The sequence below is a fragment of the Microbacterium sp. NPDC055665 genome (assembly GCF_053618035.1).
In genome coordinates this window covers 1,166,236-1,186,955 of the sequence record NZ_JBSHGY010000001.1, presented here as the reverse complement: position 1 = coordinate 1,186,955, position 20,720 = coordinate 1,166,236, and the positions used below count along the sequence as shown (strand labels likewise).

Annotated in this window: 19 protein-coding genes; 11 read left to right on the top strand and 8 right to left on the bottom strand. The window is 69.3% G+C overall.

Annotated features, from left to right (window positions below; genetic code table 11):
- Positions 1-79 precede the first annotated feature (79 nt).
- Both ACWGO6_RS05670 and ACWGO6_RS05665 read right to left on the bottom strand, forming a co-directional pair.
- Entirely contained in the window at positions 80-1,219 is a 1,140-nt protein-coding gene (locus tag ACWGO6_RS05670; RefSeq protein WP_376103469.1) for an ABC transporter substrate-binding protein, read from the bottom strand.
- A gap of 226 nt (positions 1,220-1,445) precedes the next feature.
- Complete coding sequence (locus ACWGO6_RS05665) at positions 1,446-1,961, bottom strand: N-acetyltransferase family protein (RefSeq protein ID WP_452326095.1); 516 nt, start codon at positions 1,959-1,961, stop codon at positions 1,446-1,448.
- 111 nt (positions 1,962-2,072) lie between these two features.
- Here ACWGO6_RS05665 and ACWGO6_RS05660 point away from each other — a divergent pair, with 111 nt between their 5' ends.
- Entirely contained in the window at positions 2,073-2,855 is a 783-nt protein-coding gene (locus ACWGO6_RS05660) for a sulfite exporter TauE/SafE family protein (RefSeq protein ID WP_376107154.1), read from the top strand.
- Positions 2,856-2,946: 91 nt separating this feature from the next.
- Here ACWGO6_RS05660 and aspS read toward each other — a convergent pair whose 3' ends face one another.
- Positions 2,947-4,728: an aspartate--tRNA ligase gene (gene aspS / locus ACWGO6_RS05655; RefSeq protein WP_136042953.1), complete on the bottom strand. Its 1,782-nt coding sequence runs from the start codon at positions 4,726-4,728 to the stop codon at positions 2,947-2,949.
- 114 nt (positions 4,729-4,842) lie between these two features.
- On the opposite strand from aspS, the gene ACWGO6_RS05650 reads away from it, so the two are divergent.
- Both ACWGO6_RS05650 and ACWGO6_RS05645 read left to right on the top strand, forming a co-directional pair.
- On the top strand, positions 4,843-5,241 hold the full coding sequence (locus tag ACWGO6_RS05650; RefSeq protein WP_452326094.1) for a DUF5684 domain-containing protein: 399 nt from the start codon (positions 4,843-4,845) through the stop codon (positions 5,239-5,241).
- 1 nt (position 5,242) lies between these two features.
- Complete coding sequence (locus ACWGO6_RS05645) at positions 5,243-5,872, top strand: histidine phosphatase family protein (protein WP_136042952.1); 630 nt, start codon at positions 5,243-5,245, stop codon at positions 5,870-5,872.
- A gap of 69 nt (positions 5,873-5,941) precedes the next feature.
- Here ACWGO6_RS05645 and ACWGO6_RS05640 read toward each other — a convergent pair whose 3' ends face one another.
- Positions 5,942-6,847: an NAD(P)/FAD-dependent oxidoreductase gene (locus ACWGO6_RS05640; RefSeq protein ID WP_452326093.1), complete on the bottom strand. Its 906-nt coding sequence runs from the start codon at positions 6,845-6,847 to the stop codon at positions 5,942-5,944.
- 56 nt (positions 6,848-6,903) lie between these two features.
- On the opposite strand from ACWGO6_RS05640, the gene ACWGO6_RS05635 reads away from it, so the two are divergent.
- The 5 genes from ACWGO6_RS05635 to ccsB all read left to right on the top strand — a co-directional run bounded on the left by ACWGO6_RS05635 (position 6,904) and on the right by ccsB (position 11,631).
- Positions 6,904-7,308, top strand: a complete 405-nt coding sequence (locus ACWGO6_RS05635) for a MerR family transcriptional regulator (RefSeq protein ID WP_376103485.1) — start codon at positions 6,904-6,906, stop codon at positions 7,306-7,308.
- A 63-nt stretch (positions 7,309-7,371) separates the two neighbouring features.
- Entirely contained in the window at positions 7,372-8,022 is a 651-nt protein-coding gene (locus ACWGO6_RS05630; RefSeq protein WP_452326092.1) for a TlpA family protein disulfide reductase, read from the top strand.
- Positions 8,023-8,038: 16 nt separating this feature from the next.
- On the top strand, positions 8,039-8,824 hold the full coding sequence (locus tag ACWGO6_RS05625; RefSeq protein ID WP_452326091.1) for a cytochrome c biogenesis CcdA family protein: 786 nt from the start codon (positions 8,039-8,041) through the stop codon (positions 8,822-8,824).
- Positions 8,805-10,652 carry a cytochrome c biogenesis protein ResB gene (gene resB / locus ACWGO6_RS05620; protein ID WP_452326090.1) on the top strand — a complete coding sequence of 616 codons (1,848 nt, stop codon included), beginning with the start codon at positions 8,805-8,807 and terminating at the stop codon, positions 10,650-10,652. The genes ACWGO6_RS05625 and resB overlap by 20 nt, the downstream gene beginning before the upstream one ends.
- 4 nt (positions 10,653-10,656) lie before the next feature.
- A complete protein-coding gene (ccsB, locus tag ACWGO6_RS05615; protein ID WP_452326089.1) occupies positions 10,657-11,631 on the top strand; it encodes a c-type cytochrome biogenesis protein CcsB in 975 nt (324 codons plus the stop codon).
- A gap of 195 nt (positions 11,632-11,826) precedes the next feature.
- On the opposite strand, the gene ACWGO6_RS05610 is transcribed toward ccsB, so the two are convergent.
- The 3 genes from ACWGO6_RS05610 to ACWGO6_RS05600 form a co-directional block, all read right to left on the bottom strand.
- Positions 11,827-12,417 carry a 2'-5' RNA ligase family protein gene (locus ACWGO6_RS05610; RefSeq protein WP_452326088.1) on the bottom strand — a complete coding sequence of 197 codons (591 nt, stop codon included), beginning with the start codon at positions 12,415-12,417 and terminating at the stop codon, positions 11,827-11,829.
- Between the two features lie 130 nt (positions 12,418-12,547).
- Entirely contained in the window at positions 12,548-14,521 is a 1,974-nt protein-coding gene (locus ACWGO6_RS05605; RefSeq protein WP_452326087.1) for a YhgE/Pip domain-containing protein, read from the bottom strand.
- On the bottom strand, positions 14,518-17,304 hold the full coding sequence (locus ACWGO6_RS05600) for an MMPL family transporter (RefSeq protein WP_452326086.1): 2,787 nt from the start codon (positions 17,302-17,304) through the stop codon (positions 14,518-14,520). The genes ACWGO6_RS05605 and ACWGO6_RS05600 overlap by 4 nt, the downstream gene beginning before the upstream one ends.
- A gap of 132 nt (positions 17,305-17,436) precedes the next feature.
- Between ACWGO6_RS05600 and ACWGO6_RS05595 the strand changes: the two genes are divergently transcribed.
- Positions 17,437-18,060 carry a TetR/AcrR family transcriptional regulator gene (locus ACWGO6_RS05595; RefSeq protein WP_376103514.1) on the top strand — a complete coding sequence of 208 codons (624 nt, stop codon included), beginning with the start codon at positions 17,437-17,439 and terminating at the stop codon, positions 18,058-18,060.
- 54 nt (positions 18,061-18,114) lie between these two features.
- Here the strand turns inward: ACWGO6_RS05595 and ACWGO6_RS05590 are convergent, their stop codons facing one another.
- Positions 18,115-19,098 carry an o-succinylbenzoate synthase gene (locus ACWGO6_RS05590; RefSeq protein ID WP_452326085.1) on the bottom strand — a complete coding sequence of 328 codons (984 nt, stop codon included), beginning with the start codon at positions 19,096-19,098 and terminating at the stop codon, positions 18,115-18,117.
- A 249-nt stretch (positions 19,099-19,347) separates the two neighbouring features.
- Between ACWGO6_RS05590 and ACWGO6_RS05585 the strand changes: the two genes are divergently transcribed.
- Positions 19,348-19,680: a PadR family transcriptional regulator gene (locus tag ACWGO6_RS05585; protein ID WP_136042940.1), complete on the top strand. Its 333-nt coding sequence runs from the start codon at positions 19,348-19,350 to the stop codon at positions 19,678-19,680.
- Between the two features lies 1 nt (position 19,681).
- Entirely contained in the window at positions 19,682-20,677 is a 996-nt protein-coding gene (locus ACWGO6_RS05580; RefSeq protein WP_452326084.1) for a permease prefix domain 1-containing protein, read from the top strand.
- The last annotated feature ends 43 nt before the right edge of the window (positions 20,678-20,720 follow it).

Sequence of the window (20,720 nt, the reverse complement as noted above, 5' to 3'; positions counted from 1 at the left end):
GCCCTCGCATGCGGCGAGGGCCCGGCGGGGGAGGGGGGAGCGGATGCCGCGGCATCCGCTCCCGTTGCCGTGAGGGTGGTCACTGGACCGCCGCGGCCCACTTCTCACCGAGCAGCGTGCCGGCGTTCGTCGACTGCTCCTCCGTCGGGACGACGGTCTCCTCGGGTGCCTCGGGCAGTGCGCTTGCGAGGTCGGCATCGATCGTGCCGGCCTCGGTCATCGCCTCCATGCGCACGGGGCGCGCTCCACCCTTCAGCCAGAGGTTCTGCACCTCGTCGCTGTAGAGGAACTCCTGCCACAGGCGAGCCGCCGCCGGGTGCGGGGCGTCGACGTTGATGGCCTGGTTGTAGTAGCCGGCGTACCCGGTGCCGTCGAGCACGACGACCTTCCAGTCCTCGTTGTCGGCGGTGTGCGAAGCGTTCAGGTAGTCCCAGTCGAAGACGACCGGGGTCTCTCCACTCGTGATGGTCGCCGTGGTGACGTCGACCTTGAGCAGGTTGCCGGCCTTCTGCATGTCGGCGAAGAAGTCGATGCCGGGCTGGAAGTCGTCGAGCGTGCCGTCGGACTGCACGGTCGCGAGACCGACGGCGGCGAACGCGGCGCCGGCCTGGGTGGGGTCGCCGTTGATCGCGACGGCTCCCTTGTAGTCGGCCGAGAGCAGGTCGGCGAGCTCGGTCGGCGCATCGAACTTCGACGAGTCGTAGCCGATCGACATGTACCCGCCGTAGTCGCCGACGAAGAGGCCGGTCGGCTCCTTGAGCTCGTCCGGGATCTCGTCCCACGTCTGCACCTTGTAGGGAGCGAAGGTGTCGGTGCTCTGCAGCGCGACGGTCAGACCGAGGTCGAACACGTCGGGAGCGGTGTCGAGGCCCTTGTTGGTCTCGGCGGCCTGGATCTCCTCGGCGCTGGAGACATCGGGCGAGGCCTCGTTGATCGTGATCTCCGGGTACTTCTCGGCGAACAGGTCGAGGATCTCGCCGTAGTTCGCCCAGTCGCGGGGAAGCGCGATGACGTTGAGCGAACCCTCCTCCTTGGCGGCGGCCTCGAGGTCGGCGAACGTGCCGAAGTCCTCGACGGAAGTGGCGGCAGCGGCATCGACCGTCTCGCTGCTCGAAGCGGGCGCATCGGTTGCGGACGCGCAGGAGGTCAGCGCGAGTGCGGCCGTGGTGGCCAGGGCGATGCCGGCGCCGATGCGCGCGCGGCGGGTGAAGCGAGCCATGAGTGTCCTCTCGGTGTCCGGCGCTGTGAGCCGGTTTCGGGTTGCGAGAGGACACTATGAGGCGCAGGTTGCCGACCGTCCCGGGTCGGGTGAACGGGGAATGTCGCTGCGGTGGCGGGACGGGGGCGGTGGGGCGCGCAGTTCACTCGGCTTTCTGCGCTTTGCTCGGCCGGAATCCGAGGATCGGGCCGCGGATGCTGCGATTGGCCGACGGAAGCGCGGGGGCTCAGGCCGAGGGCACGTTGTACTTGAAGCCGCGGTGCGAGCCCACGTAGCCGAGGCGCTCGTAGAAGCGGTGCGCATCGGTGCGGGCGGCATCCGAGGTGAGCTGCACCATCGCGGCACCGACCGCGGGGGCGGCCGCCTCGCCCACCCAGCGCATCACCGCCGAACCGATGCCCGACGAGCGCAGACTGCTGTGGACGCGGACGGCCTCGACCAGAAGGCGTCGCGCACCACGGCGGGACATCCCGGGGATCGAGGTGAGCTGCAGCGTGCCGATGACCGCGCCGTCGAGCTCGACGACGAGCAGGTCGTTCGAGGGCTCGGCCAGGATCTCGGTGAGCGCCCGCGCGTAGACGGGGCGGTCCTCGTCGGATGCCACATCGCCGCGCGCCGCGCTGATCGGGTCGTCCGCGAGCAGGCCTATCACGGCATCCGCGTCGTCTACCGTCGCTCGCCGGAGCACCGCCGTGCCGATGCGCGATTCGAACGAGTGGGGCAGCGGGAGGGCATCGAGCATGCGACCAGTCTGCCAGCGGGCCGAGCGGATGCCTGTGTCGGTCCGACTCTCTGGAATCATGGCCGGGTGGATATCGGCACCGTGCTCGGACTGGAGCAGCTCACCTGGGGGATGCTCCTCCTCGTCGTCATCGCCGCGTTCTGCGCCGGGTGGATCGACGCTGTCGTGGGCGGGGGAGGTCTGCTGCAGCTGCCGGCGCTGCTGCTGATCCCCGGCATCTCGCCGGTGCAGGCCCTCGCGACGAACAAGCTCGCCTCCGTCTTCGGCACCGCGACCAGCAGCGTCACCTACTACCGCCGCGCCAAACCCGACATCCGAACGGCCCTGCCGATGGCGGCGATCGCCTTCATCGGATCGTTCGGGGGCGCCGCCGTCGCGACGGTGCTGCCGCCCGCCGCGTTCAAGCCCATCATCGTGATCGCCCTGCTGGTCGTCGCCCTGTTCACCGCGTTCCGGCCGCAGATGGGCGCGGCGACGAAGCTGCGCTTCCACGGGCACAAGCACCACATCATGGCGGGAGCGGCCGGGCTCGGCATCGGCTTCTACGACGGGATGATCGGCCCGGGCACGGGGACCTTCCTCGTCATCACGCTGGTCGCGCTGCTCGGCTACGACTTCCTGCAGGCGAGTGCCAAGGCGAAGATCGTGAACCTCGCCACCAACGCCGGTGCCCTGATGCTGTTCATCCCGCACGGCGCGGTGCTGTGGCTGCTGGGCGGCATCCTCGCGGTGGCGAACGTCGCAGGCAGCTACCTGGGCTCGCGGATGGCCATCTCGCGCGGCACGACCTTCATCCGCGTCGTGTTCCTCGTGGTCGTGGTCGCCCTGATCGCGAAGCTCGGCGTCGACGTGTGGAACGAGAACATCGTCCCCGCGCTCGCGGCGATGCGCTGACCCTCACCACCGAGACCCCGGATACGCGTCGAGACCCCGGGCTGCGGATGGCGGCTGCTCGGGGTCTCGGCGGTAAAGCGGGGTCTCGGCGTCAGGCCTCGTCGTCCTCGGGCTCGAAGTCGACGCCGGCCTCGGCGCGCTGCGCGTCGGTGATCGGCGCGGGAGCGGAGGTCAGCGGGTCGAAGCCGTTTCCGGACTTCGGGAACGCGATGACCTCGCGGATCGACTCGGTCTTCGACAGGTGCTGCAGCACGCGGTCCATGCCGAGCGCGATCCCGCCGTGGGGCGGAGCGCCGAACTTGAACGCGTCGAGCAGGAAGCCGAACTGCTCGTCGGCCTGCTCGTCGCTGATGCCCATGACCTCGAACACGCGCTTCTGCACGTCTTCGCGGTGGATGCGGATCGAGCCACCGCCGAGCTCGGAGCCGTTGCACACGATGTCGTACGCGTAGGCCAGGGCCGAACCGGGGTCGGTGTCGAACGTGTCCTGGAACTCGGGCTTCGGACCCGTGAACGCGTGGTGCACGGCGGTCCACGCTCCGGCACCGACAGCCACGTCACCCGAGGCCACGGCGTCGGCCGCAGGCTCGAACATCGGAGCGTCGACGACCCAGGTGAACGCGAACTCGTCCGGGCTCAGGTAGCCGAGGCGACGGCCGATCTCGACGCGGGCGGCACCGAGCAGCGCGCGGCTCTCCTTGGTGGAACCGGCGGCGAAGAAGACGCAGTCGCCCGGCTCGGCGCCCACGAAAGCGGCGAGTCCGGCCTGCTCGGCCTCGGACAGGTTCTTGGCCGCGGGGCCGCCGAGCGAGCCGTCTTCGTTGAACAGGACGTAGGCGAGACCGCGGGCGCCGCGCTGCTTGGCCCAGTCCTGCCAGGCGTCGAGCTGCTTGCGCGGCTGGCTCGCGCCACCGGGCATGCGGACCGCACCGACGTACTCGGCCTGGAACACGCGGAACGGGGTGTCCTGGAAGTACTCGGTCGCCTCGACGAGCTCGAGGCCGAAGCGCAGGTCGGGCTTGTCGGAGCCGTACTTGGCCATGGCGTCGGCGTACGTGATGCGCGGGAGCGGGGTCGCGACGTCGACGCCGATCGTCTTCCACATCGCCACGATGAGCGACTCCATGAGCGTGATGACGTCTTCCTGGTCGACGAAGCTCATCTCGATGTCGAGCTGCGTGAACTCGGGCTGGCGGTCGGCGCGGAAGTCCTCGTCGCGGTAGCAGCGCGCGATCTGGAAGTACTTCTCCACGCCGCCGACCATCAGCAGCTGCTTGAACAACTGCGGCGACTGCGGCAGGGCGTACCAGCTGCCCGGGCTCAGGCGGGCCGGCACCAGGAAGTCGCGGGCGCCCTCGGGAGTCGAGCGTGTGAGGGTCGGTGTCTCGACCTCGGTGAAGTCCTCGGCGTGCAGCACGTCGCGGATCGCCTTGTAGACGTTCGAGCGCAGGCGCAGGTTCGCTGCCTGGGCAGGACGACGCAGGTCGAGGTAGCGGTACTTGAGGCGCGCCTCCTCGCCGACCGTCTCGGTGTCGGCGACAGCCGTGGAGACCTGGAAGGGGAGGGGTGCGGACTCGTTCAGCACCTCGACGTCGGTCGCGATGAGTTCGATCTCGCCGGTCGGCAGGTTCGGGTTCGCGTTGCCCTCGGGGCGCAGCGACACCTCGCCGGTCACCTTCAGGACGAACTCGTTGCGCAGCGGGTGGGCGATCTCCTCGTCGCGGATGACGACCTGGGCGATGCCCGAGGCATCCCGCAGATCGATGAAAGCGACTCCTCCGTGGTCACGACGGCGGTCGACCCAACCCGAGAGGGTGACGGTCTGACCGATGTGCTCGGCTCGCAGAGAGCCTGCCGAGTGGGTGCGAAGCACGGAGTATTCCTTCTGATCTGGGAAATGGGGAACCCGGCCATTCTACGGGGGTGTGCGACTCCTCCCGGCGGGGGTCCGTCGGTCAGTAGGGTGGCTGTGAACGAAAGGTGCCCCATGAATCTCGCCCTCGTCCCCGCGGCCGACGTCCCGGTCGTCCCCGACTTCCTCAGCCAGTTCTTCTCCGGGACCACCGGCGTGGTGGCGCTGATCTTCTACATCCTCCTGGCCGTCGCCTGGTGGAAGGTGTTCACCAAGGCCGGCTACCCGGGCATCCTCGCCCTCATCCCGATCGTCAACGCCATCTTCCTGCTGCGCATCGCCGGGATGTCGGGCTGGTGGGTGCTGCTCTACCTGGTGCCGATCGCCAACGTGGTGCTCGCGATCGTCGTCGCCGTCAAGGTCGGCGCCCGCTTCGGAAAGGGCGGGTTCTTCTCCTTCTTCCTGCTCTTCGTGTTCTCGTTCATCGGGTACTTCATCCTCGGCTTCGGCGACTCCCGCTACCGCAAGGCGTGACATGACGGCGTCTCGACTGCATCTCGTCCGACACGGCGAGGTGCACAACCCGGCTCGCGTGCTCTACGGTCGGCTTCCCGACTATCACCTGAGCAAGGCCGGCCGCGAGATGGCGGCGGCTGCGGCTTCCCACGTCGCATCGCTCGACCGGCACGTGGCCGCTCTGTACGCCTCGCCGCTCGAGCGGGCGCAGGAGTCGGCGGAGCCTTTCGCCGAGCGCTTCGACCTCGTGCCCGAAATCGACATCCGCCTGATCGAGCCGGCCAACGTGTTCGAGGGCACGCAGATGCGTCGCTCCCTCCTCAACCCGTTCAACTGGTGGCACCTGCGTCAGCCCTCGGTGCCGAGCTGGGGTGAGCCGTACACCTCCATCGCGGAGCGGATGCTCGGAGTGATGGACGAAGCGTGGGACGCAGCGCCGGACGGCGATGTCGTGATGGTGTCGCACCAGGCGCCGATCTGGATCACGCACCTCCGGGTCGCGGGTCTGCCGTTGCGGCACGACCCGCGCACCCGTCGCTGCGCGCTGTCGAGCGTCACCTCGTTCGAGCGGGTCGGGGATGTCTGGCGCGAGGTCGCCTACGCGGAGCCCGCCGCGACGGGCTCCGCGATCGACGTCGGCGCGGTCTGACCCGTTCGAATCGCGCAGATGGTCTTCTCGCGTCTGGGATACGACCAGGTGCGCGATTCGAAAGGCGGGTCAGTGCTCGGCCGCGAGGAGTGACTGGATGATGCCGACCGCGGCGAGCTGACCGGCCGCCGCTGCCAGCAGCACCGAGGCCATCGGGCCGGGCAGGCTCGCGCGGTGGGCGAGGTCGCCGGCGGCGAAGACACCCGGGATCGAGGTGCGCCCGAAGTCGTCGATCTCGATCGATCCGGACTCGAGCATGGCCAGCCCGAGGTCCGCGGCGAAGGGTGCCCGCTGGCGCATCGACCCCGAGGCCACGAAGATGCCGGCGACCGCGCGCTCGTCGTCGTCCGTGCGGATCCGCACACCGTCGGTGTCCTTCTCGACCGAGGTCACCGGGGCGCTGCTCACCCGTGCGCCCGTCGCTTCGAGCATCCGCATGTCCTCGTCGGAGAACACCTCGTCGACGGGGAGGACGGTGATGTCGCCGACGATGCGCCCGAGTAGTCCGATCAGATGTGCGGCCCGCGGAGCTGCGCCGAGGATGCCGATCGGCTTGTCCGCATGCTCGTGTCCGTCGCAGAACGGGCAGCTGAACGCGAGCGTGCCCCACAGGTCCTGCAGTCCGGGGACATCGGGGAGGTCGTCGGCGACGCCGGTGGCCAGGATCACCCGACGTCCCTCGACCGTCGAGCCGTCGGCCAGGGCGACTCGGAACGCGCCCTCGCTTCCGGAGATGCCGGTCGCGCCGGTGTCGCGGATCTCGACGTCGGCGTAGGCGTCGAGCTCCGCGCGGGCGGTGGCGCGGAACTCCGCCGGCGGTGCACCGTCTTCGCCGACCATGTTGTGCATGTGCAGGACGGTGCCGTTGCGGTACTCGCCCGAATCGAGGAGCAGCGTCGAGCGGTGCATGCGTCCGAGGGTCAGAGCGGCCTGCAGTCCTGCCGGTCCTGCGCCGATCACGATGGCGTCGTACATGGGTGTCCTTCCCGATGGATGTTGCGTTCTCCGTCAGTCTGTGACTTCATGTCAACATGAAGTCAAGCGCTGAGCATCCGTGGTCCGTCGGAGATGTCGCCGCCCGTTTCGAGCTGCCGACCAACGTCCTCCGGCACTGGGAATCGGTGGGTCTCCTGCGGCCTCCCCGCGACTCAGCCGGACGCCGCCGCTACGGCGAAGACGAGGTCGTGCGCATCGCCGTGATCCAGCGCAGCAAAGCGGCGGGGATGACCCTCGAGCAGATCGCCGTGCTGCTGGACGACGGAAGTGCGGGGCGGCATCAGGTGCTCCAGCAGCATCTGGACGACCTCGATCGGCGCATGGAAGAGATGCGCCGGTCGCGCGAGATGACCGAACACGCGATGGGGTGCCGGGCCCACGACATCGCGACCTGCCCACGGTTCCGCGCCGGTGTCGACGACGTCCTGGCGAGGTTCTGACGCCCGTCGCAGGCCGTCCTGCATCCACCTCGTGCATAGGATCCTCTGCGTAAACTCGGAGTCGTGCCACGCGATTCGACGGTCCGTCAGATCCGCAGCGGCCGCTCCTCCCGCACCCGGCGCTCACGCCGCGCGGTCGGTGCCGCGCTCGCTGCGGTGCTCGCCATCGGTCTGAGCGCCTGCGCTCCCGATCCTGTCAGTGAATCCTTCCTCAACGGGGAGAACACCGGCTACGTCGCGGCCGATGGGGCGATCGTCGAGATCCCCGTCGCCGAGCGCGGCGAGCCCGTGGAGTTCGGCGGAGTCACCGAGACCGGCGAGAAGTTCGACAGTGCCGACATCGCCGGGGATGTCACGGTCGTCAACTTCTGGTACGCCGGGTGTGCGCCGTGTCGGCTCGAGGCCGCAGACCTCGAAGCCGTGTGGCAGGACTTCTCGGACGACGATGTCGCGTTCGTCGGCATCAACACCCGCGACCAGGCCGACACGGCCGTCGCGTTCGCCGAAGAGTACGACATCACGTACCCGAGTCTGATCGACGTCGACACCGCCGAGGCCAAACTCGCCTTCGCCAAGGTCACGCCGATCGCCGCGACACCGACCACGCTCGTGCTCGACAAGCAGGGTCGCGTCGCCGCGCGCATCATCGGACCGATCGACGGCCCCTCGATCCTCTCGACGCTCGTCAAGGACGCGCTCGCGGAGGACTCGTGAGCTGCCCGGGAGCGTTGTGAACCCCGAAGCGATCATCGGCTCTGGGGCCCTCTGGATCGCGATCCCGGTCGCGATGCTGGCGGGACTCGTCTCGTTCCTGTCTCCGTGCGTGCTGCCGCTCGTTCCCGGATACCTCGGATTCCTCGGCGGTGCCGTGGCGCCCCGCCAGGTCGCTTCCGGCGGCGGCGACGGACGCGCCACGACGCAGACGACCGAGACCGCGACTCGCGGCCGGCTCGTCCTCGGTGTGCTGCTGTTCATCCTCGGCTTCAGCCTCGTGTTCGTCTCGATCACCGCACTCGGCGGCGTGGCGAGCGTGTTCCTGCTGCAGTGGGGCGAGATCATCACGCGCGTCCTCGGTGTCGTGATCATCGCGATGGGACTGGTCTTCCTCGGCCTGTTCGGCTTCGCGCAGCGCGAGCTCCGCTTCCACGTCGATTCCAAGGCCGGCATCATCGGCGCTCCGCTGCTCGGCATCGCGCTCGGCATCGGCTGGGCGCCCTGCCTCGGCCCGACGCTCACGGCGATCTTCGCGCTGTCGTTCAACGCCGGCGACCCGGTGCGCGCGGGCTTCCTCGGGCTCGCCTACTCGCTCGGCCTGGGCATCCCGTTCCTGCTCGTCGCACTCGGCTTCGGCTGGGCGACGAAGGCGATCGGCTTCCTCCGCCGCCACATCCGTGTGGTCAACGTCATCGGAGGGGTGCTGCTCATCCTCCTCGGCCTCCTGATGGTGACCGGCCTGTGGACCGACATCATGTCTCGACTGACGGCGGTGATGGGCAGTGTCATCCTCCCGCTCTGACCACTCCGAGAAGACCCGCCCCGAGAAGACCACCACGAAGAACAAGGGTGCCGTGAACAGCGACTCCAGCGATCCGCTCCGCCCGTCCGACCACGTCGACGGCGACGACTCGATCACCCAGCCGCGGCTGGGGTTCGTCGGCTGGCTGCGGTGGGGCTGGCGTCAGCTGACCTCGATGCGCACCGCGTTGATCCTGCTGCTCGTGCTCGCGATCGCCGCGATCCCGGGCTCGATCTTCCCGCAGCGGATGGCCGACCCGAACGGTGTCACGCAGTGGGAGCGCGACAACCCCGGCCTCTTCCCGGTGCTCGACGGACTCAAGATGTTCGACGTGTACCTCTCGCCGTGGTTCTCGGCGATCTATCTGCTGCTGTTCGCCTCGCTCGTTGGCTGCGTGATTCCGCGCATCAAGCACCACGCCAAGGCGCTGCGCGCCCGTCCGCCGCGCACCCCCGCACGACTGCAGCGGCTCGAGGACTATCGTGCCGTGACCCGCGATCCCGCCGCCGACTCGGGGACGAAGACGGGGGACGCCGAGGCGGAGGCCGCCGCATCCATCGACGTCGCCACCAAGCAGCTCAAGGCTCTCGGCTACCGGGTCGAGCGCTACGACCGGGGCCGCACGTTCTCGGTCTCCGCCGAGCGCGGGTACTGGCGCGAGACCGGCAACCTGCTCTTCCACCTCGCGCTCGTGGGTGTGCTGGTCACGGTCGGCGTCGGGGGCGGCTTCTCTTACACCGGGCAGCGCGTGCTGGTCGAGGGTGAGACCTTCGCGAACACCCTGCTCGACTACGACTCGATGAACCGCGGCCGCTTCGTCGGCGACGACGCCTTCTCGCCGTACTCGATGCGGCTCGACTCGTTCGACGTGACCTACCAGCCCTTCGGCGAGCCGGGCTCGGGCCAGGCCGGCGACTTCTCGGCCAACGTCACCGTGCAGGAGAACGGCGAGGAGCGCACGGGAGCCGTCAAGGTCAACGAGCCGCTCGGGGTCGCCGACGACGACGTGTTCCTGCTCGGCAACGGCTACGCCCCGACCGTGACCGTGCGCGACCCGGACGGCAACGTCGTCTTCACGAACAGCACGCCGTTCCTCCCGCAGGACACGAACATGACCTCGCTCGGGGTGCTGAAGATTCCGGACGGCCTGGCCGAGCAGGTCGGACTGGTCGGTTTCTTCTACCCGACGACGGGTGTGCTCGAGAGCGGCGCGTTCTTCTCCGCGTACGGCGACCTCACGAACCCGACGCTCACCCTCGATGTGTACACCGGCGACCTCGGCATCAACGAGGGCGTGCCGCGCTCGGTCTACGTGCTCGACACCACCGGCATGACCAAGCTCACCGGTCGCAGCACCGACGTCGAATCGATCGAGCTCGTCCCCGGGCAGACCGCGCAGCTGCCGAACGGCCTCGGCTCGGTCACCTTCGACGACGAGTCGCCGGCGGGGGCGACGGATGCCTCCGAATCGGTGAAGAGGTTCGCGTCGCTGCAGATCCACCGCGACGAGTCCGGCGTGTGGGTGCTCGGCTTCGCGCTGCTCGCCCTCGGCGGGCTCATGATCGCGCTGTTCGTGCCGCGTCGGCGCGTGTGGGTCAAGGCCACCGCGCACGACGGCGAGATCGCTCTCGAGTACGCCGCGCTCGCCCGCGGTGAGGACCCCACGCTCGCAGCCGCCGTGGACGACCTGGTCGCAGGTCACGCCCGACTGCTCGACGCGGCGGGCGGCACCACCGTGCGAACCGAGACGGATGCCGCCGACGACGACAGCGCGGAGGAGTCCGCAGCGCCGGACGCCCCGGCCCCAGACACCCGGAAAGTAGACTGACACCATGCTCGAGCTCAACGTGATCTCGCCGGTCCTGCTGTGGACGGCGATCGCGATTTACGCGGCGGCCTTCGTGGCCTACGCCTTCGATCTCGCACGGCGCTCGCAGGCGACGGCCGACGCGCAGACGGTCCGCGAGTCGGTGCTCGTCGGCGCCGGTGGGGGATCCACCGTCGCCGCCTCGGGCGCCCCCGGTGCAGAGGTCCCGACGCAGCGTTTCGTGATGGCGCGGATCGGCACATCGCTCACGGTCCTCGGCTTCGTCTTTCACCTCGCGGCAGCGGTCACCCGTGGCATCGCCGCGGGCCGCGTGCCCTGGGCGAACCTCTACGAGTTCGCGATGATGGGCACGCTGCTCATCGTGGCCGTCTTCCTCGTCGTCCTCACGCGCCTGGACCTGCGCTTCCTCGGCACCTTCATCACCGGTCTCGTCGTGGTGCTGCTCGGCCTGGGGGCGACGAACTTCTACGTCGACGTCTCGCCGCTGATGGATCCGCTCAAGAGCGTGTGGCTCGTCATCCACGTGTTCGTCGCCTCGCTCGCCACGGCGTTCTTCGCGCTCGCGTTCGCCCTCTCGGTGATCCAGCTCATGCAGTCGCGCCGGGAGCGTCTCGTCGGAGAGGGCGCCGCGAAGACCGGGCCCGGCTTCCTCCGCACGTTTCCGAACGCGGTGCGCCTGGAGAGCCTGGCGTACATGTTCACGATCATCGGGTTCATCCTGTGGACCTTCACGCTCATCGCCGGATCCATCTGGGCGTATTACGCCTGGAGCCGTTTCTGGGGCTTCGACGTGAAGGAGACCTGGACCTTCGTGATCTGGGTCATCTATGCCGGATACATCCACGCCCGCGCGACCCGCGGCTGGCGCGGCAACCCCTCGGCCTGGCTCGCGATCGTCGGCTTCTCCGCCGTGATCTTCAACTTCACCATCGTGAACGTGTTCTTCAAGGGTCTGCACGCCTACTCCGGCCTGAGCTGAGCTGCGGGCTGGGCCGCGGGTACGGGCTGCGGGTCCTGTTTGGGCTGAGCCCCGTCTTGGGCTGAGCCCCACCCGCTCCTCACCCGCGTCCTGCACAGCTTCGGAGATCCCGGCCGACACGCGGGCGCGCAGCTCCCGAATGCGGCGCGTCGAGCTCGAATCTCCGAAGTTGTGCCGCGAGGACTCGTCGGTCGGTCAGCCTCGTAGCGGCAGGACCTCGGCGTGCTCGATGCCGCCCTGGTACCAGACCAGCTCCGCTTCGGTGACGTGTTCCGTGGGTGCAGCTGAGAGCGGGCGGGCTTCCTCTTCCGTGAACCGCGACCATTCGGCTCCGTCGAAGGTCTTGCCGTAGAGCACGGACAGGTGGAACGTCCAGTCCTCGAGCGGGAGCTCGCCGAGGCGGTGAAAGTCCGTGCGATCCAGCGTATGGGTGAGGGTCGAGTACGCCGACACGAGCGAGTTGGTGCGGGCGAGCCGCACGATGAGGATCTGCCAGGGGGAGGGGAACTCGTCGACGGCCTCGGCGATGACCTCGATCGGAGACTGCCGTGCTGCCCAGGCGCGGATCCCTTCGGCCAGCTCTTCGCGCCGCTCGGGCTCGTAGAACCCTCGGAGCGTGACGTGCCCGGTGTGCGGATGCCGCGCCGGGATGCCGAGGCGCGCGAGCGCAGCATCCTGGACCTCTCTGTAGACCTCGCCGACCCCCGCGGTGGGCCGGAGCACGAGGTACTGCTGGCCCTCCAGGCTCGCGAGTTGCTCGGGGGTGTTCATGAACGGTCGGCGCATGCCGAGAGCTTAGGGTCGCGCGTCACCCGCGCGGAAACGGAGACCGGAACACGAACGGCCCGGCGCGTCATATCTCGACGCGCCGGGCCGAAAGCGGATGGTCTCCGTTTTGGCAGAGGAAGGAGCGAGGTCAGGCGGCGGCGAGGACCGCCTTGGCCGACGTCGTGCGCCGCAGCGTCACGGCGAGTGTCGTGGCGACCAGCGACAGCACTCCCCAGACCACCAGGGCAGCAACCGCCGAACCGCTTCCTGCGATCAGCCCGGCGAACGCGGGAGCCGTCGGCAGGGCGGCTCCGATGCTGGAGAGCCAGCCGGGGACCGTGGAGATGAGACCTGTCGCGACGGCGAGCACCCCGACGAGCGCGGAGATCCAGCGTCCGACGCCGCCGAACAGGGCGACGAGTGCCTGGTTCACGGCAGCGAACACCATGCCGGCGAGCACCGCGGTGCCCGCGAACGCCCACCACGCGGCCGCATCGTAGCTCGCTACGATCTGCACGATCAGCGACACCAGCAGCCCCTGTCCCGCGCCGATCAGGGCGGCGGGTGCGAATGCCCGCAGCGTCAGCGCGGCGGACGAGCGCCGCGACGTGAGCGTGCGCGCCGTGTGGGCGCGCATCACGATGAAGGTGGCGAGTCCGCCGAACCACAGCACGACGGCGGCGAGCAGCGGGATCGCCGTCGGACCGAAGATCGTGTCCATCGAGGAGTTCGACGACACCGGGTCGGCGATCACCGAGGCGAGGGACTTCGAGTCGCTGTCGCTGAACGAGGGGAGGGAGTCGGATGCCGTGCGCAGCCCACCCGCGAGGTCGCCGGTCCCGGTCGCCAGGGTGTCGATCCCGGTCGCCAGTTCGGTCGTGCCGTCGGCCAGGGCGGTGGCGCCGTCGGACAACTGGGTCGCACCTGTGGCGATGCCGCGCGCGCCGGTGGCGGATGCGGCGATGCCCTGGTCGGCGAGCTGCGTGAGTCCGCCGGACAGCTGTGTCGCCCCGGCGCCCGCCTGGGTCATGCTGGAGGCGATCGTGCTGAGCGAGCCGGGGAGGGCGGCGATTCCGCCTGCGACCTTCGGGCTGTTGAGCACGCCGGAGGCGGTTCCTGCAGAGGTCGCCACGGCGCCCGCGTCTTTCGCGAGCGACGTGAACAGGGTGCACTCGTCCTGGTCCGCGATTGGCGGCGTGCAGGCGGTCTGCGCCAGCGCGCCCAGCTTCTGCGCGAGAGCGGCCGACCCGTTCGCTGCGGACTGCGCCGATGCCGAGGCGCCCTGGATCGCTCCGACGAGCTGCTGCGTGCCGGCGACGCTCTGCTGCAGCTGGTTGCCGCCGCCGGTCAGTCCCGACCCGATCTGCGCCGCACCCGCCGCCGCCTCCCGTGTCTTGCCGGCGATCGTGTCGAGGCCCGTGGCCAGCGATGATGCTCCGGAGCCGAGTTCACCCGCGCCCGAAGCCAGTTTCGTGGCGCCCTCGGGGATCGCCGCGGCACCGGTCGCGGCATCCCGTGCACCGTCGGCAAGCTTCAGTGCGCCGTCTGCCGCCTCACCGATCTGGTCGCCGATCGTGGTGAAGCCGACCAGGATATTCTCGGTCGTCGCCTCGGACAGCATGGTGCCCATGGTCGAGGCCGCGACGTCGGCGATCTGGCCGGTGATGAGGTCGTCGGCGACGAGGCCGTCGTCCGGAGTGGTCACGGCGATGGTGGCCTGCTCGGCCTCGCCGCCGCCGTCCGAGATCGCCTGACCGGCCGAGGTCGCCGCCGCAGAGAACTCCTCGGGGATGGTGATGACCGCCTGGTACGAGCCGTCGGCGAGACCGTCGGCCGCATCCTCTTCGTTCGAGATCACCCATGTCAGGTTGGAGCCGAGGTCGTCCGACCCCTCGACGAGTCCTGCCGCCAGCTGGCGTCCGAGCGGGGTGACCTGGTCGTCGATGGTCACCGGCTCGTCGAGGTTGACGATCGCCGCGGTCATCGACTCCAGACGCTCGGTCGGGTTCTGCAGGGCCGCGACCAGGATGCCGCCGACCGCCGCGGGAAGCAGCAGCACGCCGAGGATGGTCAGCCACGTGATGGGCTTGCGGGAGCGCGCGCGCTCGATGGGGAGGGTCATGCGGTCACCTCGGTGGGTTCTGCGGCGCTCCGGCGAGGAGCGCGCGTGTCGAGAGTTTCGGGGGCGGGCCAGCCGGCTTCCGCGAGGGTGGTCAGTGCCACATCGGCATCGGAGGCGGTGGCGAACACCGCGAGCGTGCGGGATGCCGCGGCATCGCGCAGCATCGCGGCCGCCTGGTCGCGCTGGCCGCCGGTCAGGCGATCGATCCCGTCGATCACGACGATCTGCGACTTTCCGCGCAGCGCCTCGGCGAGATCGGCGAGGGCGGCATCGGCGTCGTCGACCAGCACGCAGCCGACGTGCGAGCGCACCCACGCCCCGCGTCCGGGCAGCAGATGGCCCGCGACGCGGAGTCGGCCGTCGGTGGGCGTCACCCGGCCCGCGATCGTGAGTGCCAGTGCCCGTCGGGCCCGCACATCGCCACCGGTCGCGACGAGCGCTCCGCCTTCCGGGATGCGCAGGGACAGGTTCTCGACGATCGGCGCATCGGCGCTGATGTCGAGATCATCGGCGGCGACGATCGAGCCGTCTCCCGGCCACTCGGCCAGGTGTCGTTCGCGCTCCACGGCCTCGCCCTCGACATCGACCCGGGGGAGGATCTTCTCGAGCCAGGCCGGCAGCTCCCAGGCGCGCTCGCCGAGGATCGCCATGAGGGCGGGGATCAGCGTCATCCGCACCAGGAAGGCGTCGATCGCGATGCCGGCCGCGAGCCCCAGGGCGATGGGTTTCAGCGACGAGTCGCCCTCGGGGACGAACGCCACGAAGACCGCGAACATGATGAGGCCCGCGGCCGTGACGACCTTGGCCGAGCCGGTGAAGCCGCTGCGGACGGTGCGCAGCGCGGCAGCGCGGCGCGTCGCCCGATCGGAGCTCTTCGAGTCGGGGTCGTGCACGAAGTCCTCGCGCATCCGCGAGACGAGGAACACCTGGTAGTCCATCGCGAGACCGAACAGCACGCCCATCAGGATGATCGGCATGAAGCTGATGATCGGTCCGACCTTGGCGACGTGCAGCAGGTCGGCGAACCAGCCCCACTCGAACACGGCGCCGACCACGCCGAATGCGGCGACGATCGAGAGCAGGTAGCCAGCGGCTGCGGTGATCGGCACCCACAGCGAGCGGAACACGATGGTGAGCAGGATGAGCGAGAGCCCGATCACGAAGATGCCGAACGGCAGCAGCGCATTGCCGAGCTGGTCGGAGATGTCGATGCCGATGGCCGTGAAGCCGGTGACCTTGAGGTCGATCCCGAACTCGTCGAGCCACTCGTCGTGGTGGCTCCGCAGCTCGCGGACGAGGTCCGCCGTCGCCGGGTCGTCCGGCGCGGTCTCGGGGATGATCTGCACGATGCCGGTGTCGGCGGTCTCGTTCGGTGTCGCGAGCGCGACCTCCTTCACGCCGGGGACCTCCGCGACGGCATCGCCGAGGTCTTCCATCAGCGTGAGCGGGTCGGTCGAGGTGACGATCGTGCCGGTGAGGATCATCGGGCCGTTGAACCCCGGTCCGAACTCCTCGCCCACGAGGTCGTAGGTCTGACGCGCCTCCGAGTCCTTCGGCAGCACGCCCGCGTTGGGGAGCGCGAGGTTGAGGCTGAGCGCCGGGATCGCCACGATCCCGAGGCCGATCACGACGGCGAGCGAGACCAGGATCGGGCGTTTGGTGACGCCGTTCACCCACCGGGCACTGCCCTTCGCGCGGGCGGGGGCTGCGGGAGCATCGTCGTCGTCGGCCTTCTTCTTCGCCTTCGGCGCGCGCTTCGGGCGGCCGACCACCTTCCCCTTCATGAAGCCGAGGAAGGCAGGCGTCAGCGTGACCGCGATCGCGACGGCGACCGCCACAGAGACGGAGGCGGCGATGCCCATGGTCGTCAGGAACGGGATGCCGGCGAAGCCGAGACCGATCAGCGCGATGAGCACCGTGACGCCGGCGAAGACGACGGCCGACCCGGCCGTGCCGACGGCTCGCGAGGCGGATTCTTCGGGGTCGACGCCTTCGCGCACCTGGTCCTGATGTCGCGCCATGATGAACAGCGCATAGTCGATGCCGACCGCGAGCCCGAGCATGAGTGCCAGCAGAGGGGTGGTGGAGGACACGGTCGCGAAGGCGGTCGCGGTGAAGATTCCCGCCATCGAGATGCCGACGCCGAGGATGGCCGTGAGGAGCGGCAGACCGGCCACGACGAAGGAGCGGAAGGTGACGATCAGCACGAGCAGCGCGATGAGGAGGCCGACCGCCTCGGTGAGCGTGACGCCCGGGATCGAGATCGCGAAGAGGTCGCCGCCGAGGGACGTCTGCGCGCCGGCGGGGAGTTCGGCGTCGAGGTCGCTCACCACGGAGCGCAGCGCGTCCTTCGTGTCGTCCGAGACGTCGGTGGATTCGCCGTCGAACTGCACACGCACGATGGCCGCCGTGTCGTCGTCGTTGATCATGCCCTCGACCATCTCGTCGTAGGGCGAGGTGGCGGCGAGCACGCCGTCGAGGTCGCCGAGTTCGTCGACGGCATCCTCGATGTGGTCGCGGTAGTCGTCGTCCGTGATCTCGTCACCGTCGGCGGCCACGACGATGAACTGCGCGTTCGTGCCGCTCACCTGCGGGAACGAGCGCGAGAGCTGCTCGAGACCGGCCTGCGATTCCGTGCCCGGGATGGAGAACGTGTTGTCAGTGCCCGCTCCCAGCACGAGTGCTCCGGCTCCGGCGATGCCGAGCGCGAGCAGCCAGGACACGAGGACTCGCCACGGGTGCCGGAAGGACCAGCGGCCGAGCGAGGACAGGAGTGTGGACACGCGTTCCTCCGAGGGGGTGCTGATTGGATACACAGGTGTATCCGATACATACATGTATCGTAAATTGACCGGTGCGTCGGAGTCTGTGTGCCGGGTGTGAATCGTGCGAGAGTGAAGGGTCAGGAGGTTTCGATGTCGACACCCGCAACCCGCAGTCGTGAGAACACGCGCGCCCGGCTGCTCGAGGCAGCCGCGCAGGTCTTCGCCGAGGTCGGTCTCGATGGCGCCTCGGTCGAGGCCGTGTGTGAACGAGCCGGCTTCACCCGTGGCGCGTTCTACTCCAACTTCGAATCCAAGGACGAGCTGTTCCTCATGCTCGCCGCGAGCGTCTCCGAGGTGCGCGTGAGCGGGGTGCGCACGCGCGTCGAAGAGCTGACGGCGGAGGGCGCCCTCGTCGAAGGGTGCGACCCCATCGAGCTCGTGCAGCAGATCATGGAACTCGGCGGCGACGATCGCCTGGGCGTGATGCTGCTGAGCGAGATCCGCATCCGCGCCCTGCGCGACGCGAAGTTCGGTGAGGCCTACCTCGCGCAGGAGAGCGAGATGGTGTCGAGCATCGCGCAGATCATCGACGACATCGTCTCGGTCAGTGCGCTGAAGCTTCGTCTGCCGGCCGAGACCGCGGCGCGCATGCTCATGATCCTCTGGGAGGGCATGACGGTGCGCGGAGCGATGGCGGGCCAGGATGACGCGCAGTTGCGGCAGGCCGGCAGCGAGCAGCTCGGTCGCCTCGTGCAGCTGATCATCGAGTCGTAGAGCGCGGACGTCGCCCCGAGGTCGGTTGCGCTCGCTGCAGCAAGCGCTTCGAGCTCAGCGCGCGCGGCTCGACAACTCGTAGTGGGAGCGGGCGAGACGGGCGAGCCACCATTCGCGACGCTCGTCAGAGGCAGCGAGTCGGTCGAGCGCCCCGTCGTCGGGGATCACGCGGTCGGCCGAGATCGAGCCGGCGACCGGGCGTCGGTCGGCCACGTCGTCGAGGAACAGCGAGGCGGTGCCGAGTCCGCAGTCGTAATCCAGCGTCGGGAGGGCTGCAGCGAGCGCCGCACCCTGAGACAGACCGACCGCCGTGTCGAGCGCGCTCGAGACCACGACCGGGAGCCCTGCTGCCGTGACGATCTGCAGTGCGTGCGTGATCCCGCCGAGCGGCTGCGCCTTGATCACGAGCAGATCGGCAGCACCCGCGCGGGCGACCGCGAGCGGGTCGGATGACTTTCGCACGCTCTCGTCGGCGGCGATCGGGATGCCCATGTACTTCACCCGCTTGCGCAGATCCGCGAGTTCCGGCACCGTCGCGCAGGGCTGCTCCACGTACTCCAGGTCGTACTCGCAGAGGGCGTGGACGGCATGCTCGGCTTCATCGACGTTCCAGGCGCCGTTGGCATCCACGCGGATGCGTCCCTCCGGTCCCATCGCGTCACGCACGGCGCGTACCCGCGCCACGTCGTCGGCGAGGCTCTGACCCGGTTCGGCGACCTTGACCTTGGCGGTGCGGCATCCGGGGAACCGCTCCAGGAGCTCGGCGACCTGGGCGGCATCCACCGCGGGAATCGTCGCGTTCACGCCGATCTGATCGCGCACGGGCGCCGGCTGCTCCCGCCACGCGAAGTCGATCGCCGCAGCGAGCCAGGTCGCCGCCTCGGTGTCGTCGTACTCCGTGAATGGCGAGAACTCCGCCCACCCCTCCGGTCCCTCGAAGAGAAGCGCCTCCCGCACCTCGACTCCGCGGAAGCGGCTGTGCATCGGGAGGGCGACGACCCTGGCCGAGTCGAGCAGGTCTGCGAGCGGCGGGATCATGTGCCCATTCTGCTCCGCGGAGGTCTCCGTTCGCGGTTCGCCTCTCGGGTGAGTCGCGGCACCGCCCCGCCCCGACCCGCGCTGCCCCTCTGCCGAGTGCACGGCTTGCTGCCGAGCGCACGGCCTGTGCACGCGACGAAGCCGTGCGCTCGACAGCAAGCCGTGCGCTCGGCGATCAGGGGAGCGGGAGTGTGTCAGCCATAGATGTGCGGTTGACAATGGTGTGTGACGCACAGTAATGTGATCGACATGAACGAGACACTCGACACGCACCTGCAGGAACTGCGGCGCGGCACGGTGGTGCTCGCCTGCCTGCAGCTGCTGCGCGCGCCGGGTTACGGATACTCGTTGCTCGAGCAGCTGGAGCAGCGAGGCTTCGCGACCGACGCCAACACGCTCTACCCGCTGCTCCGTCGACTCGAGAAGCAGGAGTACCTCACGAGCGAGTGGAACACCGACGAGGCCAGGCCCCGCAAGTTCTACCGCACCTCGGATGCCGGCATCCGCCTGGCCGACACCCTCACCGACGAATGGCGGTCGCTCACCACGGCGATCGCGTCCCTCACAGCAGAGGAGAACTGACATGACCACGACAGCCACGCTCACCGAGCGCTACATCAGCGCGACCATCCGCAGCCTCCGTCCCGAGGCCCAGGACGACGTCCGCGCCGAACTCGAAGCCTCCATCGCCGATGCGATCGAGGCACGGATCGAGCAGGGGGAGGCGCCGGAAGACGCCGAACGCTCCGTCCTCACCGAGCTCGGAGACCCCGCCGCGCTCGCCGCAGGGTATGCGGATCGCCCGCTGTACCTCATCGGCCCGCGCTTCTATCTGACCTGGTGGCGGCTGCTCAAGCTGCTGCTCACGATCGTGCCGGTGTGCGTGCTCGGAGCCGTCGCACTGGGGCAGACCATCTCCAACGCCCCCGTGGGTGAGATCATCTCGACCTCGATCCTCGCGACCGGTGGCGCGATCCTGCACATCTGCTTCTGGACCACGCTCGTCTTCGTGATCCTCGAGCGCTCGAACAGCACGACGGCGATCGAGAAGTGGGACCTCGACCAGCTGCCGGAGCCGACGGAGAAGGGAGTGGGCCGGAGCGAGCTCATCGCGTCACTCGTCTTCCTCGGCATCGCTATCGGCGCTCTCCTCTGGGATCGCTACCGCGGCTTCGTGCACGTGGACGGCGAGACGTTGCCGATCCTGAACCCGCAGCTGTGGCCGTGGGGCATCGGCGTCCTGTTCCTGCTCATCGTCGCGGAGGCCGTGTTCGCGATCGTGCTCTACCGCCGGGGGCGCTGGAGCACCGGACTGGCCGTGGTGAACACGGTCCTCGCTGTCGCGTTCCTCGCCTGGGTGCTCGTGCTGCTGCTCACCGGCGACCTGGTGAATCCGGAGTTCCTCGCGCAGGTCACCGCGGCCGGCGGGGAAGGATTCGCGGCAGGGCAGGCGGAATCGGCCGACGAAGGCGGGGTGTTCCGCATCCTCGCCGTGCTGCTGGGGTTCGGCATCGCCGTGGGCGTCGGCTGGGACATCGTCGACGGCTGGAGGAAGACGGTCCGCGCAGGTCGCCGCTGACCAGTGCGGTCGAGGAGGCGCCGTCCCGATCGGGGCGGCGCTT

What these genes read in the sequence shown, in the direction of transcription:
- ACWGO6_RS05670 (WP_376103469.1), bottom strand. Translation starts at nt 1,219, where the DNA reads ATGGCTCGCTTCACCCGCCGCGCGCGCATCGGCGCCGGCATCGCCCTG.
- ACWGO6_RS05665 (WP_452326095.1), bottom strand. Translation starts at nt 1,961, where the DNA reads ATGCTCGATGCCCTCCCGCTGCCCCACTCGTTCGAATCGCGCATCGGC.
- ACWGO6_RS05660 (WP_376107154.1), top strand. Translation starts at nt 2,073, where the DNA reads ATGCTCCTCCTCGTCGTCATCGCCGCGTTCTGCGCCGGGTGGATCGAC.
- ACWGO6_RS05650 (WP_452326094.1), top strand. Translation starts at nt 4,843, where the DNA reads ATGAATCTCGCCCTCGTCCCCGCGGCCGACGTCCCGGTCGTCCCCGAC.
- ACWGO6_RS05645 (WP_136042952.1), top strand. Translation starts at nt 5,243, where the DNA reads ATGACGGCGTCTCGACTGCATCTCGTCCGACACGGCGAGGTGCACAAC.
- ACWGO6_RS05640 (WP_452326093.1), bottom strand. Translation starts at nt 6,847, where the DNA reads ATGTACGACGCCATCGTGATCGGCGCAGGACCGGCAGGACTGCAGGCC.
- ACWGO6_RS05635 (WP_376103485.1), top strand. Translation starts at nt 6,904, where the DNA reads ATGAAGTCAAGCGCTGAGCATCCGTGGTCCGTCGGAGATGTCGCCGCC.
- ccsB (WP_452326089.1), top strand. Translation starts at nt 10,657, where the DNA reads ATGCTCGAGCTCAACGTGATCTCGCCGGTCCTGCTGTGGACGGCGATC.
- ACWGO6_RS05610 (WP_452326088.1), bottom strand. Translation starts at nt 12,417, where the DNA reads ATGCGCCGACCGTTCATGAACACCCCCGAGCAACTCGCGAGCCTGGAG.
- ACWGO6_RS05605 (WP_452326087.1), bottom strand. Translation starts at nt 14,521, where the DNA reads ATGACCCTCCCCATCGAGCGCGCGCGCTCCCGCAAGCCCATCACGTGG.
- ACWGO6_RS05595 (WP_376103514.1), top strand. Translation starts at nt 17,437, where the DNA reads ATGTCGACACCCGCAACCCGCAGTCGTGAGAACACGCGCGCCCGGCTG.
- ACWGO6_RS05590 (WP_452326085.1), bottom strand. Translation starts at nt 19,098, where the DNA reads ATGATCCCGCCGCTCGCAGACCTGCTCGACTCGGCCAGGGTCGTCGCC.
- ACWGO6_RS05585 (WP_136042940.1), top strand. Translation starts at nt 19,348, where the DNA reads ATGAACGAGACACTCGACACGCACCTGCAGGAACTGCGGCGCGGCACG.
- ACWGO6_RS05580 (WP_452326084.1), top strand. Translation starts at nt 19,682, where the DNA reads ATGACCACGACAGCCACGCTCACCGAGCGCTACATCAGCGCGACCATC.